This window comes from Erwinia psychrophila, from assembly GCF_039023475.1.
Lineage (GTDB): Bacteria > Pseudomonadota > Gammaproteobacteria > Enterobacterales > Enterobacteriaceae > Erwinia.
In genome coordinates this window covers 1,156,984-1,171,648 of sequence record NZ_JBCHVB010000001.1, presented here as the reverse complement: position 1 = coordinate 1,171,648, position 14,665 = coordinate 1,156,984, and the positions used below count along the sequence as shown (strand labels likewise).

The 14,665-nt window shown below is 54.5% G+C and carries 14 protein-coding genes, 4 tRNA genes, 1 other RNA gene and 1 pseudogene; 19 read left to right on the top strand and 1 reads right to left on the bottom strand.

The annotated features are described in order from the left end of the window. Positions 1-66 precede the first annotated feature (66 nt). The 19 genes and pseudogenes from sucC to AAH446_RS05340 all read left to right on the top strand — a co-directional run bounded on the left by sucC (position 67) and on the right by AAH446_RS05340 (position 12,857). Complete coding sequence (gene sucC / locus AAH446_RS05430) at positions 67-1,233, top strand: ADP-forming succinate--CoA ligase subunit beta (RefSeq protein ID WP_342905659.1); 1,167 nt, start codon at positions 67-69, stop codon at positions 1,231-1,233. Beyond that, the gene (gene sucD, locus AAH446_RS05425; protein WP_342905658.1) at positions 1,233-2,105 is read left to right on the top strand and encodes a succinate--CoA ligase subunit alpha; all 873 of its coding nucleotides are present in this window, start codon (positions 1,233-1,235) and stop codon (positions 2,103-2,105) included. Before sucC ends, sucD begins: the two co-directional genes overlap by 1 nt. Before the next feature lie 172 nt (positions 2,106-2,277). Then, a pseudogene (locus AAH446_RS19730) lies at positions 2,278-2,596 on the top strand (iron chelate uptake ABC transporter family permease subunit). Between the two features lie 574 nt (positions 2,597-3,170). Further along, positions 3,171-4,736 (top strand): cytochrome ubiquinol oxidase subunit I, encoded by a 1,566-nt coding sequence (gene cydA / locus AAH446_RS05415; protein ID WP_342905657.1) that lies wholly within the window; start codon positions 3,171-3,173, stop codon positions 4,734-4,736. A gap of 15 nt (positions 4,737-4,751) precedes the next feature. Beyond that, the gene (gene cydB, locus AAH446_RS05410; RefSeq protein ID WP_342905656.1) at positions 4,752-5,891 is read left to right on the top strand and encodes a cytochrome d ubiquinol oxidase subunit II; all 1,140 of its coding nucleotides are present in this window, start codon (positions 4,752-4,754) and stop codon (positions 5,889-5,891) included. Between the two features lie 15 nt (positions 5,892-5,906). Next, complete coding sequence (cydX, locus tag AAH446_RS05405; protein ID WP_342905655.1) at positions 5,907-6,011, top strand: cytochrome bd-I oxidase subunit CydX; 105 nt, start codon at positions 5,907-5,909, stop codon at positions 6,009-6,011. A 5-nt stretch (positions 6,012-6,016) separates the two neighbouring features. Continuing rightward, positions 6,017-6,310: a cyd operon protein YbgE gene (gene ybgE / locus AAH446_RS05400; RefSeq protein WP_342905654.1), complete on the top strand. Its 294-nt coding sequence runs from the start codon at positions 6,017-6,019 to the stop codon at positions 6,308-6,310. Between the two features lie 227 nt (positions 6,311-6,537). Further along, on the top strand, positions 6,538-6,942 hold the full coding sequence (gene ybgC, locus AAH446_RS05395) for a tol-pal system-associated acyl-CoA thioesterase (protein ID WP_342905653.1): 405 nt from the start codon (positions 6,538-6,540) through the stop codon (positions 6,940-6,942). 5 nt (positions 6,943-6,947) lie between these two features. After that, positions 6,948-7,625, top strand: a complete 678-nt coding sequence (gene tolQ / locus AAH446_RS05390) for a Tol-Pal system protein TolQ (protein WP_342905827.1) — start codon at positions 6,948-6,950, stop codon at positions 7,623-7,625. A 14-nt stretch (positions 7,626-7,639) separates the two neighbouring features. Then, positions 7,640-8,071, top strand: coding sequence for a colicin uptake protein TolR (tolR, locus tag AAH446_RS05385; RefSeq protein WP_342905652.1), 432 nt, complete (start codon positions 7,640-7,642; stop codon positions 8,069-8,071). 29 nt (positions 8,072-8,100) lie between these two features. Then, a complete protein-coding gene (gene tolA / locus AAH446_RS05380; RefSeq protein WP_342905651.1) occupies positions 8,101-9,312 on the top strand; it encodes a cell envelope integrity protein TolA in 1,212 nt (403 codons plus the stop codon). Positions 9,313-9,433: 121 nt separating this feature from the next. Beyond that, positions 9,434-10,726, top strand: coding sequence for a Tol-Pal system beta propeller repeat protein TolB (gene tolB / locus AAH446_RS05375; protein ID WP_342905650.1), 1,293 nt, complete (start codon positions 9,434-9,436; stop codon positions 10,724-10,726). A 44-nt stretch (positions 10,727-10,770) separates the two neighbouring features. Further along, entirely contained in the window at positions 10,771-11,292 is a 522-nt protein-coding gene (gene pal / locus AAH446_RS05370) for a peptidoglycan-associated lipoprotein Pal (protein ID WP_342905649.1), read from the top strand. Positions 11,293-11,301: 9 nt separating this feature from the next. Further along, the gene (gene cpoB / locus AAH446_RS05365; RefSeq protein ID WP_342905648.1) at positions 11,302-12,102 is read left to right on the top strand and encodes a cell division protein CpoB; all 801 of its coding nucleotides are present in this window, start codon (positions 11,302-11,304) and stop codon (positions 12,100-12,102) included. 164 nt (positions 12,103-12,266) lie between these two features. After that, positions 12,267-12,342, top strand: a tRNA-Lys gene (locus AAH446_RS05360). Positions 12,343-12,353: 11 nt separating this feature from the next. Continuing rightward, positions 12,354-12,478: non-coding RNA, RtT sRNA (locus AAH446_RS05355), on the top strand. Positions 12,479-12,511: 33 nt separating this feature from the next. Next, a tRNA-Lys gene (locus tag AAH446_RS05350) sits at positions 12,512-12,587 on the top strand. A 59-nt stretch (positions 12,588-12,646) separates the two neighbouring features. Beyond that, positions 12,647-12,722, top strand: a tRNA-Lys gene (locus AAH446_RS05345). 59 nt (positions 12,723-12,781) lie between these two features. After that, positions 12,782-12,857, top strand: a tRNA-Lys gene (locus AAH446_RS05340). A 184-nt stretch (positions 12,858-13,041) separates the two neighbouring features. Here the strand turns inward: AAH446_RS05340 and AAH446_RS05335 are convergent. Further along, positions 13,042-14,499, bottom strand: a complete 1,458-nt coding sequence (locus tag AAH446_RS05335) for an AlkA N-terminal domain-containing protein (protein WP_342905647.1) — start codon at positions 14,497-14,499, stop codon at positions 13,042-13,044. Positions 14,500-14,665 lie beyond the last annotated feature (166 nt).

Below are 14,665 nucleotides of genomic sequence, written 5' to 3'. Positions count from 1 at the left end.
TGGCCGACACGCAGGTAACATGCCTGGTTCGGCCAAGTCTTTTCCGACCTGAATGGATAGAACATCATGAACTTACACGAATATCAGGCAAAACAGTTGTTTGCACGGTACGGTTTACCGGCACCAACCGGTTATGCCTGCACCACACCACGTGAAGCTGAAGAAGCCGCCTCAAAGATTGGCGCCGGTCCGTGGGTCGTGAAATGTCAGGTTCATGCCGGTGGCCGCGGCAAAGCGGGCGGCGTGAAGGTAGTTAAAAGCAAAGAAGAGATTCGCGCTTTTGCTGAACACTGGCTGGGCAAACGCCTGGTAACTTATCAGACCGACGCGGGCGGCCAGCCCGTCAACCAGATCCTGGTTGAAGCGGCGACCGATATCGATCAGGAGCTTTACCTGGGCGCGGTTGTTGACCGTGGTACCCGCCGTGTGGTCTTTATGGCCTCCACCGAAGGCGGCGTGGAAATTGAGAAAGTGGCGGAAGAAACCCCGCACCTGATCCATAAAATGGCGCTCGACCCGTTAACCGGACCGCAGCCTTATCAGGGTCGCGAGCTGGCCTTCAAACTGGGTCTGACCGGCAAGCAGGTAGGCCAGTTCACCAAGATCTTTATGGGTCTGGCAAACCTCTTCCTGGAGCGCGATCTGGCGCTGGTTGAGATCAACCCGCTGGTTATCACTACTCAGGGCGATCTGATCTGCCTGGATGGCAAACTGGGCGCCGATGGCAATGCCCTGTTCCGTCAGCCAGAACTGCGCGAAATGCGCGATCCAAGCCAGGAAGATTCCCGTGAAGCCCATGCGGCGCAGTGGGAGCTGAACTATGTGGCGCTGGAAGGCAACATCGGCTGTATGGTTAACGGCGCTGGCCTGGCGATGGGCACGATGGACATCGTTAAGCTGAGCGGCGGCCAGCCAGCAAACTTCCTCGACGTGGGCGGCGGCGCAACCAAAGAGCGCGTGACCGAAGCGTTCAAAATCATCCTTTCTGATGATGCGGTAAAAGCGGTCTTCGTTAACATCTTCGGCGGCATCGTTCGCTGTGACCTGATTGCTGATGGCATCATCGGCGCGGTTGAAGAAGTCGGCGTGAACGTGCCTGTTGTTGTCCGCCTCGAAGGGAACAATGCCGAGCTGGGCGCCCAGAAACTGGCCGACAGCGGTTTGAATATTATTGCAGCAACCAGCCTGAGCGACGCAGCGCAGCGCGTTGTGGCCGCAGCGGAGGGAAAATAATGTCCATTTTGATCGATAAAAACACCAAGGTAATCTGCCAGGGCTTCACCGGCGGACAGGGTACGTTCCACTCCGAGCAGGCGCTGGCGTATGGCACTCAGCTGGTAGGCGGCGTAACGCCAGGCAAAGGTGGCACTGAGCATCTGGGCCTGCCGGTATTCAACACCGTGCGCGAAGCGGTAGAGGCGACGGGCGCAACGGCGTCAGTTATCTACGTTCCGGCACCTTTCTGCAAAGACGGTATTCTGGAAGCGATTGAGGCCGGCATTAAGCTTATCATCACCATCACCGAAGGTATTCCAACGCTGGATATGCTGACGGTTAAAGTGAAGCTGGATGAAGCGGGCGTACGCATGATTGGACCGAACTGTCCGGGCGTGATCACCCCAGGTGAATGTAAAATCGGCATTATGCCTGGCCATATTCACCAGCCGGGCCGCATCGGCATCGTCTCCCGTTCAGGGACGCTGACTTATGAAGCGGTTAAGCAGACCACGGACATCGGCTACGGCCAGTCCACCTGCGTCGGCATCGGCGGCGATCCTATTCCGGGTTCAAACTTCATTGATATCCTGAAGCTGTTCCAGGACGATCCGCAGACGGAAGCGATCGTCATGATCGGTGAAATCGGCGGTAGCGCAGAAGAAGAGGCGGCGGCTTTCATTAAAGAGCACGTTACCAAACCTGTTGTGGGCTACATCGCAGGCGTAACCGCGCCAAAAGGCAAACGTATGGGTCATGCGGGCGCTATCATCGCGGGTGGTAAAGGGACGGCAGACGAGAAGTTTGCTGCGCTGGAAGCGGCCGGAGTGAAAACCGTTCGCAGCCTGGCAGATATTGGCGATGCGGTAAAAGCCGTACTTCCTCAGTAACGCTGACATTTGCCAGAAGGCCGCCTCCGGGCGGCCTTTTTTATGGCAGATCCGGCGCTGCCTGCGGCTGAGAGCACCACATGCAGGCACGGGAAAGCCACCCTGAAGCGTTTCGGGTTCAGCGCCTTAACTGAGTACAGAAGGCGCAGTGATAGCCTATAACAGGTTCCGCATACAGCTGACGGGAGAGAGGGCCAGCGATTTCATTTCATGCACGCGAAATGAGCTGGCCGATCCCTTTCTGTTTGGCCTATCTTCGGGGGGCTTCTGCCGGTGCGGTTCTGGTTATCACCCGTATTGGCGGCTGGCTCGGCGAACTGACGCTACCGCTCTCGGCGGTACCTGGCGCAATATTATTCTGTGGCGGTGATATTCTCAGCCGGATGCTGATAAAGGATCAGGAGCTACCTGTAGGGATCATTACCGCTGGCGTCGGCGGCTTTTTTATCATCGTGATGCTAATGAGAAGAACTTCCGGCGCGATACGTTAGAGCCAATTTTGTGAAGCCCGGTACAGTTTAATCAGACGACGGCATATCATCCTTTATTATATAGAAAGCGTTTGCGGAAAAAGGCCGCCTGTTTCAGGTTACGTTTGCCAAAGTATGTTTATTTTGTTGCGAGAAAATAAATATAATTACATCAAATTAACATTAATAATTTTTTGGCACATAAATATTTTTCACTCCTTGTTCTATATCAATAAAATGCGATCTAAATCAATTCTTATCTCTGGCAAACGCCGGCGTTTTTCTATTAAATTGTCCCTTATCAAATTAGCCTGTTTTGTTGTTTAATTGCTTATTTGATTCAGTAACGTGAATCGCCTCACCAGTGTAAATTTCGTTTGTCAGCTACCTATAAAGGCGTAGACTACGCGTGGAAATATTAAAACGTTTTTAAAAACGTCATCAGTAAATTCGGCGTTTGAATTGATACATCTATTTATCATTTCTGTAACGTCACCGGGGAAGTTTATTTAAATTACTGGCACTGGCCAGCGGCAGCCCCTGTAGGGCGTCTGCCCGCTGCGCCATACCTCAGTGCGAGGAGCAAGGAGTCAAGATGTTTGATATTGTCGAACTGTCGCGCTTACAGTTTGCTCTGACGGCTATGTACCATTTCCTGTTTGTTCCACTAACGCTCGGCATGGCGTTTTTGCTGGCCATTATGGAAACGGTTTATGTGCTATCAGGCAAACCTATTTATAAAGATATGACCAAATTCTGGGGCAAGTTATTTGGTATTAACTTTGCCCTGGGTGTGGCTACCGGTCTGACTATGGAGTTTCAGTTCGGGACTAACTGGTCTTATTATTCGCATTACGTGGGCGATATTTTTGGAGCGCCGCTGGCGATTGAAGGATTAATGGCCTTTTTCCTTGAATCGACCTTTGTGGGGCTCTTCTTCTTCGGCTGGGATCGGCTTGGCAAAGTTCAGCATATGGCCGTGACCTGGCTGGTGGCATTGGGATCTAATCTTTCGGCACTCTGGATCCTGGTGGCAAATGGCTGGATGCAGAATCCCATTGCCTCTGACTTCAATTTCGAAACCATGCGTATGGAAATGGTCAGCTTTTCCGAACTGATCTTTAACCCGGTTGCGCAGGTGAAATTCGTGCATACCGTGGCGGCCGGCTATACCTGTGGCGCCATGTTTATTATGGGCATTAGCGCCTACTATCTGCTGCGTGGTCGCGACATCGCCTTTGCCAAACGCTCTTTCGCCATCGCGGCCAGCTTTGGCATGGCGGCAATCCTGTCCGTTATCGTGCTGGGGGATGAGTCCGGCTATGAAGTTGGCGATGTACAAAAAACCAAGCTTGCCGCGATCGAAGCCGAATGGGAAACGCAACCTGCACCGGCTGCCTTCACCTTGTTCGGTATCCCGGATCAGGAAGCGCAGCGTAATAATTATGCCGTACAGATCCCCTGGGCGCTGGGATTGATCGCAACCCGCTCCCTCGACGGACAGGTGACGGGTCTGAAGGAGTTGATGGGAGAGCATGAGGTTCGCATTCGTAACGGTATGACCGCTTACCATCTGCTGGAACAGTTGCGCTCGGGTAATAACGATCCGGCCATCCGTAACGCCTTTAACGACGTGAAAAAAGATCTGGGCTACGGTCTGCTGCTGAAGCGCTACACGCCTAACGTTACCGATGCCAGCGAGGCACAGATTCAGCAGGCAACCAAAGATTCCATTCCCCGCGTTGCGCCGCTCTATTTCTCGTTCCGTATCATGGTCGCCTGTGGCGTATTGATGCTGCTGATTATCGGCTGTGCCTTCTGGAGCGTCATCCGCAACCGTATCGGCAAAAGCACCTTTCTGCTTAAGTGCGCGCTTTACGGCATTCCTCTGCCCTGGATCGCCATTGAATCTGGCTGGTTTGTTGCCGAGTATGGCCGTCAACCCTGGGCGATTGGGGAGGTGCTGCCTACAGCAGTCGCGAACTCTTCACTAACGGTTGGCGATCTGCTCTTCTCAATGATCCTGATCTGCGGCCTCTATACGCTCTTCCTGGTGGTTGAAATGTACCTGATGTTCAAGTTTGCCCGCCTTGGCCCGAGCAGCCTGAAAAGCGGACGCTATCACTTCGAACAAAGTACTGCACCTCAACCGGCACGCTAAGACAGGAGTATTTCGATGATCACTTATGAACTGCTGCGCCTCGTCTGGTGGGTACTGATCGGCATCCTGCTGATTGGTTTCGCCGTCGCTGACGGGTTTGATATGGGCGTGGGAATGCTCTCCCGGATCCTGGGGCGCACCGACACCGACCGACGCATTATGATCAACAGCATTGCGCCCCACTGGGACGGCAATCAGGTATGGCTTATTACCGCAGGCGGCGCGCTGTTCGCCGCCTGGCCGATGGTCTATGCCGCCGCGTTTTCAGGATTCTACGTGGCGATGATCCTGGTGCTGGCCTCACTCTTCTTCCGTCCCGTCGGCTTCGATTACCGTTCGAAGATTGAAGATCCGCGCTGGCGTCGTACCTGGGACTGGGGCATCTTCATTGGTAGCTTCGTACCACCGCTGGTGATCGGCGTGGCGTTTGGCAACCTGCTTCAGGGCGTTCCTTTTAATATGGATGAGTATCTGCGGCTGTTTTATACCGGAACCTTCTTCCAGCTGCTTAACCCCTTTGCGCTTCTGGCCGGGATCGTCAGCCTGACCATGATCCTTACTCAGGGTGCCACCTATCTGCAAATGCGTACTGTGGGTGAGCTACACGTTCGCGCCCGGGCCGCCGCGCAGATTTCAGCGCTGGTCATGATGGTCTGCTTCGCGCTGGCTGGCGTATGGGTAATGTATGGGATTGACGGGTACGTCGTGACGTCGGTGCTGGATCATAATGCCGCATCGAATCCGCTGACGAAAGAAGTTGCGCGTGAGGCGGGCGCCTGGCTGGCTAACTTCAATAACCTGCCTGCCCTGTGGGCGATCCCGGCGCTCGGCGTAGTGTTGCCATTGCTGACCGTACTCTGTTCGCGCTGTGAGAAGGGGGCCTGGGCCTTTATCTTCTCCTCGCTGACGCTGGCAGCGGTGATCCTGACGGCGGGCGTGGCGATGTTTCCGTTCATCATGCCTTCCAGCACGGTGCCAAACCTGAGCCTGACCATGTGGGATGCCACCTCAAGCCTGCTGACGCTGAAAATCATGACGGTAGCTGCCATCATCTTTGTGCCGATTATCCTGATCTACACAACCTGGTGTTACTACAAAATGTTCGGTCGTTTGACCAGAGAGCAGATTGAAACTAATACCCATTCCCTTTACTGATTGAGGAGCTGAACTATGTGGTATTTTGCCTGGATCCTCGGCACGCTACTGGCCTGTGCTTTCGGCATCGTGACCGCGCTGGCGATTGAGCATATTGAAGACAGCGAAGCGAAAGAATAACCCTGATGGCTGAACTGATTCGTCGCCTGTACAGGGTCATGGATAAGCGCCCCCTGAGGGCGCTTTCACTGCTGATGGCGCTGCTGCTGGCGGGATGCATCTTCTGGGATCCGGCGCGCTTTGCGGCCAACGGCGGGCATCTGAAGATCTGGCAGGGTTTACTGCTGGTGTGGGCAGTGTGCACCGGGGTGATCCATGGCGTGGGTTTTCATCCCCGCCGGCTGCGCTGGCAGGCTTTTTTCTCGCCGCTTCCTGCGTTTATCATCCTGCTGACCGGACTGTTTTTCTTTTTTAGATGAGCATACCGGAGCGGTACAGCGTGCCGCTCCGCTTCATCTGTTACGCCATCCCGCCACAGACTCTTTTTTTTCCTCTACTTATGTCAGCATTTGTCTGAGAACGGCTCCGGAATTTCTCAAGTTGTTTCACTGCGATAATTATTTTCTCTCCCCTCTGGCAATCCATTCCAAAGGCGATTGCTCTTGCGTATAGTAGCAACGTTATAAAAGCATGACCGGGATGTAGAGTGAGTACAACACTGTTTCGATGGCCGGTTCGCGTCTACTACGAAGACACGGATGCCGGTGGCGTGGTTTACCATGCCAGCTATGTCGCTTTCTATGAACGGGCACGAACTGAGATGCTGCGCCAGCACCATTTCAATCAACAGACGCTGCTGGAACAGCAGGTTGCGTTTGTCGTGCGTCGTCTCACGGTTGACTACCTTGCCGCTGCCCGCCTTGATGATTTGCTTGAGGTGCAGAGCGAGGTGGTGAAGATGACCAGAACGACCATGACTTTCGCACAACGTATTGTTAACGCAGAAGGGCTGACGCTGAACGAAGCGGAAGTTCTGATTGCCTGTATCAATCCACACCTAATGAAGCCGATTGCGCTTCCCAAGTCTATTGTCGCGGAGTTCAAGCAGTGACTGACATGAACATTCTTGATTTGTTCCTTAAGGCTAGCCTTTTGGTCAAACTTATCATGTTGATTTTGATTGGCTTTTCTATAGCTTCCTGGGCAATCATTATTCAGCGCACCCGTATCCTGAATGCGGCCGGACGCGAAGCCGATGCCTTCGAAGACAAATTCTGGTCGGGCATTGAGCTTTCCCGTCTTTACCAGGAAAGTCAGGCTCGCCGCGATGAGCTTGGCGGCTCTGAACAGATTTTTTATGCGGGCTTTAAAGAGTTCGCCCGGCTGCATCGCGCCAATAACCACGCACCGGAAGCGGTAGTGGAAGGGGCGACGCGCGCCATGCGGATTTCACTCAACCGCGAGCTGGAGACGCTTGAAAACCATATTCCTTTTCTGGGCACCGTGGGGTCAATCAGTCCCTATATCGGTCTGTTTGGTACGGTTTGGGGCATTATGCACGCCTTTATCGCGCTGGGCGCGGTGAAGCAGGCCACCTTGCAGATGGTTGCGCCAGGTATTGCCGAAGCGTTGATCGCCACGGCAATCGGCCTGTTTGCCGCCATCCCTGCGGTAATGGCCTATAACCGCCTTAATCAGCGCGTGAACAAGCTGGAACAGAATTACGATAACTTTATGGAAGAGTTCACGGCTATTCTGCATCGTCAGGCGTTCTCCAGCGACGTCAGCAAGTAAGAGCGGAGGTACGCATGGCCAGAACGCGTGGTCGCGGCCGTCGCCGCGAAATGAAGTCCGAGATCAATATTGTTCCGCTGCTGGATGTGCTGCTGGTGCTGCTGCTGATTTTCATGGCGACAGCACCCATTATTACTCAGAGTGTGGAAGTGGATCTGCCCGATGCCACGGATTCAAAAACCGTCGCCAGCGAGGATAACCCGCCGGTGATCGTTGAAGTGGCGGGCGTGGGGCAGTACACACTGGTCGTCGATCACGATCGCATGGAGCAGCTGCCGCCCGAACAGGTTGTTGCCGAAGCGCAACGCCGGATTGAGGCCAATCCAAAAGCCGTTTTCCTGATTGGCGGGGCAAAGGACGTTCCTTATGACGAAATCATTAAGGCGCTGAACTTGCTGCATCAGGCGGGCGTGAAGTCTGTTGGCCTGATGACGCAGCCGATTTAATTCATTCGAACCGTTTTTGGGAATCGAGAGTGTCGAAGGCAACCGAGCAAAACGATAAGTTAAAACGAGCCATCATTGTTTCAGTTCTCCTGCATATCGTTGTGATTGCGCTGCTGATCTGGAGCTCGTTTGACGAAAAAATCGAATCCAGCAGCAGCGGTGGTGGCGGCGGCGATATCGATGCAGTCATGGTCGATCCCGGCGCGGTGGTGGAACAGTATAACCGTCAGCAGAACCAGCAGAGCGACAGCCAGCGTGCCGAACAGCAGCGACAGAAAGCGGCTCAGCAGCAGGCGGAAGAGCTCCAGCAGAAACAGGCGGCCGAACAGCAGCGCCTCAAGCAGCTTGAAAAAGAACGGCTTGCCGCGCAGCAGGAAATGAAGCAGCAGGCGGCTGAAGAGAAAAAAGCGCAGGAAGCCGCAAAACAGGCGCAGGAGCAGCAAAAACAGGCCGAAGCGGCAGCCGCGAAGGCGAAAGCAGATGCGAAAGCTCAGGCTGACGCGCAGGCGAAAGCGGCGGCTGACGCGCAGAAGAAAGCGGAAGCCGACGCTAAAAAAGCCGCTGCGGATGCTAAAAAGCAGGCAGACGCTGAGGCTAAGCAGGCTGCTGCCGAAGCGGCGAAAGTGAAAGCCGCGCAGGAAGCGAAAGCCCAGGCGGCGGCCGATGCCAAAGCCAAAGCGGCGCAGGAAGCGAAGCAGCAGGCTGCTGTGGCAGCGAAGGCCAAAGCTGACGCCGACGCCAAAGCGAAGGCAGATGCAGCCGCGAAAGCGAAAGCGGATGCAGCGGCAAAAGCCAAAGCAGATGCCGCCGCTAAAGCGAAGGCTGCGGCAGACGCGAAGAAAAAAGCGGCCGCTGAGGCTAAAGAGAGCAGCGACGTTGACGATCTGCTGGGCGGTCTGACTTCCGGCCAGAATGCGCCGAAGCAGGGTAGTGCTGCTAAAGGGCAGGGCAATCAGAAAAAAGCGGGCGCTTCCGGAGCCGCGATTGACAGCTATCTGGGGCTGGTCCAGGGCGCTATCCAGAGTAAATTTTACGACTCTGATACGTTTAAGGGCAGGACCTGTAACGTCCATATCAAGCTTGCGCCAGACGGGCTGTTAATTTCCGCCACGTCGGCAGGTGGCGATGCGGCACTTTGTCAGGCCGCCATTAATGCCGCCCGCATGGCGAGGATTCCGAAACCCCCAAGCGCGGATGTCTATCAGGCCGTGAAAGATGCTACGTTAGTATTCAAGCCTTAATAATTCGGTGTTCTCCGGCAGGTTGAACTAAGGTCAGGCTGCCGGACTCTATAGATGCATTCATGGTTCGCTAAAACAGGGCGAATTATCGTGAACGTTGCGTTCAGGTAAGGGAGATAAGATGAAGCAGGTATTTCGTGTTGCAGTGAGTTTTTTACTGCTGTTCGTCGCCGTGGCGCATGCAGAAGTTCGGATTGAGATTACCCAGGGTGTGAACACGGCCCGTCCGATCGGCGTAGTGCCGTTTAAATGGGAAGGGCAGGGCGCCGCACCTGAAGATATCGGTGGCATCGTCGCTGCGGATTTACGCAACAGCGGTAAGTTCAACCCGCTCGACCGTAGCCGCCTGCCGCAGCAGCCAACCTCTGCGGCAGAAGTACAGCCTGCTGCCTGGACCGCGCTGGGCATCGACGCCGTGATAATTGGTCAGGTCCAGCCTGGCGCTGACGGTAGCTATCTGGTTTCTTATCAGCTGGTGGATACTTCCGGTAATCCTGGCGCCGTGCTAGCGCAAAACCAGTTTAAAGTGACGAAGCAGTGGCTTCGCTACGCGGCGCATACCGCCAGCGATGAAACCTTCGAGAAGCTGACCGGCATTAAGGGCGCATTCCGCACCCGCATCGCCTATGTGGTGCAGACGAATGGCGGACAGTTCCCTTACGAACTGCGCGTCTCCGATTATGATGGCTACAACCAGTTTGTGGTGCACCGTTCACCGCAGCCACTGATGTCGCCAGCCTGGTCTAAAGATGGCAGCAAAGTGGCGTACGTCACCTTTGAAAGCGGCAAATCGGCGCTGGTGGTACAGACGTTAGCCAATGGCGCAATCAAACAGGTTGCTTCTTTCCCCCGTCATAACGGTGCGCCTGCATTTTCACCTGACGGCAGCAAGCTGGCCTTTGCCCTTTCCAAAACCGGCAGCCTGAACCTCTATGTGATGGATTTAGCCTCGGGCCAGATCCGTCAGATCACCGATGGCCGTTACAACAGCACCGAACCGTCATGGTTCCCGGACAGCCAGAGCCTGGCCTACACCTCCGATCAGGCCGGACGTCCGCAAATTTATAAAATCAGCGCAAGCGGCGGTACGCCACAGCGCCTGACCTGGGAAGGTGGCCAGAATCAGGATGCCGACGTCAGCTCTGATGGCAAATCAATGGTGATGATTAGCACCAATGGCGGTGCGCAGCACGTCGCCAGACAGGATCTGGAAACGGGAGCCGTTCAACAATTAACGGACACGTTCCTGGATGAAACGCCAAGCCTGGCGCCCAACGGCACTATGGTGATCTACAGCTCTACGCAGGGCATGGGTTCTATACTGCAGCTGGTCTCAACGGATGGGCGGTTCAAAGCGCGTCTTCCGGCAACCGATGGACAGGTCAAATTTCCTGCTTGGTCGCCGTATCTGTGATGCATGTGTAAATATGTATGGCAAACAATAATAGGATTGTAGAAATGCAACTGAATAAAGTGCTGAAAGGCTTAATGCTGGCACTGCCAGTAATCGCAGTGGCTGCATGTAGCTCACACAAAAATAACGACAACGATCAGACCAACGGTATGGGCGCTGACGGCAGTATGAATGGCGGCATGACCAACGGTGGCAACATGTCCTCTGACGAACAGGCTCGCCTGCAGATGCAGGAACTGCAGAGAAACAACATCGTTTACTTTGGCCTGGACAAATATGACATCCAGTCTGACTTCGCTCAGATGCTGGATTCGCATGCGACCTTCCTGCGTAACAACCCATCATACAAAGTGACCATTGAAGGTCATGCGGATGAGCGCGGTACGCCAGAGTACAACATCGCCCTGGGCGAACGTCGTGCTTCTGCCGTTAAAATGTACCTGCAGGGTAAAGGCGTTTCTGCTGACCAGATCTCTATCGTTTCTTACGGTAAAGAGAAACCTGCGGTACTGGGTCATGACGAATCGGCCTATGCCAAAAACCGTCGTGCCGTACTGGTATACTAAGAGAATCATATGATTAGTAACTTCAGACTTCACCTGTTGGGTCTGTCGTTACTGGTTGGCGTAGCGGCCCCCTGGGCCGCTAATGCCCAGGCGTCAATCAGTAACGTTGGTTCAGGCTCGGTCGAAGACCGCGTCACCACACTTGAGCGCATTTCTGACGCTCAGGGTCAGCTCCTTCAACAGCTTCAGCAGCAGCTTTCCGATAACCAGCGCGATATCGATTCTCTCCGTGGTCAGATTCAGGAGAGTCAGTATCAACTCAATCAGGTTGTTGAGCGCCAAAAAGGGCTCTATCAGCAGATGGACGCGCTAAGCAGTGGCGGTGCGAATGCGCAGGCTCAGACGCCGTCAGCGTCAGATGATGCACCTGCCGCTGCGGCTGCTGCTGCCGGTAATGCAGCGGCTAATGACAGCGCTGCGACACCGACACAAAGTGGCGATGCGAATAGCGATTACAATACGGCCGTTTCGCTGGTGCTGGAAAAGAAGCAGTTTGATCAGGCAATCACTGCTTTTCAGGCGTTTATCAAAAAATATCCTGACTCCACTTACCAACCAAATGCAAATTACTGGTTGGGGCAGCTCAATTACAACAAGGGTAAAAAAGATGACGCGGCCTATTACTTTGCCACCGTCGTTAAAAATTATCCTAAGTCACCGAAAAGCGCAGATGCCTTGTACAAGGTTGGCGTGATCATGCAGGAAAAAGGCGACACCGCGAAAGCGAAAGCCGTTTATCAGCAGGTGGCGAAACAGTACCCAAATACCGATGCCGCAAAAAATGCGCAAAAACGGGCTGCGGGGCTGTAAGTGCGACGTTATGGCCAGATATCGTGTGATTTCTGGTCTTAGCGGCTGAAAGGTAGTCTGTTGAACGGGTTATCTTAAAATAGTGGTTGCGCTGAATCGTCAAATCAGTAATATATGCCGCCGTTGCCGGGACATATATTAAAACGTTCTGGCGATGCAAAAGTGGGTCGTTAGCTCAGTTGGTAGAGCAGTTGACTTTTAATCAATTGGTCGCAGGTTCGAATCCTGCACGACCCACCACTAACAAAGTTTAAAAGTGTTAAGCGTGAAGGATGAGAACCTGTAGCAGGTTCGAGTGGAGCGAAGCGACACAACGTTGCCAGTTGCAACGGGCCGAAGGCCGAGCGTCAGCCGAGTTATCCTGCACGACCCACCACTAACAAAGTTTACAGACAGTACACCGCATTGCGGGTCGTTAGCTCAGTTGGTAGAGCAGTTGACTTTTAATCAATTGGTCGCAGGTTCGAATCCTGCACGACCCACCATTCCTCGCAGAAGTTTTGTGTTGAATACCCAGTACGGCAACCGGAATTACCGCGTCAGCGGGTCGTTAGCTCAGTTGGTAGAGCAGTTGACTTTTAATCAATTGGTCGCAGGTTCGAATCCTGCACGACCCACCATTCCTCGCAGAAGTTTTGTGGTGAATACCCAGTACGGCAACCGGAATTACCGCATCAGCGGGTCGTTAGCTCAGTTGGTAGAGCAGTTGACTTTTAATCAATTGGTCGCAGGTTCGAATCCTGCACGACCCACCAGTGTAGAAAGGCGCCCTAAAGGCGCCTTTTTGCTATGTAAAATCGGCAGGGTTCGGGCCTGCCGCAGGTCGGGTCGACCAGAGGGAGACAGCGTTGCCTGTTTGAAAAAACCAACATGTCAGGCCTGGAAAAATGTATCACAGTCAGCTCATTACCTAAATGGCACCTTTTCACCACACCCAATTCAGCCCTTAACCGGCGTCAGATTTTTCCAGATATGCATCACCGCGTAGCTACGCCAGGGTCGCCATGCCTGAGACGCCGCCTCAGCCTCTCTGGCCGTCATGCCGCCCAGATTACTCCTCACGACCACATCTTCTTTTGGAAACGCATCCGGCCAGCGCAGCGCGCGCATAGCGATATAGTGGGCGGTCCATGGCCCGATGCCCGGTTGCTGCAACAGCTGCGCTATTGCCTGTTCCGGATGCGCAACGGTATCCAGCGTCACCTCACCGCTCTCACAGGCTCTGGCCAGAGCGATAAGCGTCCGGGAGCGGGCGCTGACGATGCCCAGGCTGGCGATCTCATCCAGGCTCGCGCTGGCTACTCTGGCGGCGACCGGCGACAGATGCGTTAATCCGGCAATGGGTGTTTCTATAGCCTCGCCGAAGGCCTGAGCAAAGCGCCCGGCCACAGTTGTGGCCGCTTTCACCGTGATCTGCTGACCCAGTATCGCCCTGACCACCATTTCATAGCCATCAAAGGCCCCAGGCACCCTTAACCCCGGATTTTTTTGCAGGCTGTCGGCCAGGCATGGCGTCAGCTGCAGATGCGCTGCGATACGTTCGGGATGCGCATCCAGATCGAACAGATTTTTCAGCCTTCTTAGCAGAAGCGGTAACACAGGCGTGAGCGAATGGCTGAATTCCACGCTCAGGCTGTTTCTGGCCTTCGCCTCACTCACTCTTATCCACCCCTGATACGCTCCCAGACGTACCGTACGGGCGTAACTCTGTGCATCGACACTCTCCACGCCCTTAATGGCCCTCAGGCGCAGGAAGTCGAGCAGAGCGATCCAGTCAAAAGGAGGACGGTAGCCCAGCAGCAGCGTGGAGGTTTCACTGGCGAAAAATGTTCCCTTACCCGCCTCTTTACGCAGGCGGCTGGGCGGCATCCGGTACTGCTGGCTGAACACCTCATTAAAACGTCTCAGGCTGGCAAACCCGCTGGCATAAGCGATTTCGGTAATGGGAAGGGCAGTTTCGGTCAGCAGCTGCTTTGCCAGCAGTAAGCGCCGCGTTTGCCTGAGTTCGACCGGCGAAACCCCTAACTCTTTCTGCACGATGCGCCGTAGCTGGCGCGAGCTGAGGTTAAACCGGGCCGCGATCGCTTCCAGCCCCTCCAGATTATCGATCGGGCTCTCCTCGATGCGCTGTATCAGCAGATCGGCAATACGGTGACTGCTGTCAACGGGCGCATTGCCGGGGGCCAGCTCGGGACGGCAGCGCAGGCAGGGGCGAAACGCGGCTTTTTCGGCAGCTTCTGCACTGTCAAAAAAGAGACAGTTTTTCAGGTGAGGGGCTTTTACCGGACAGACGGGCCGGCAATAGATGCCGGTCGAAGTCACGCCCACAAAAAATACGCCGTCAAAACGGACATCGCGGGAGGTCATCGCCCGCCAGGCCACCATTCTGTCTATCATCTCTCTTACCTCATGCGCTGGCTTTTTTACCAGGTTAAGGGCATTTTATTGCCTGCGCTGGCGGTTTCCGGACAGATAACGCATTGAGGCTGATGTCCGGAAACCGCCAGCAAGAGCTGTGGTAACACGGATAATCACACTTATCAATTCGACAGAGCGTGAAGCA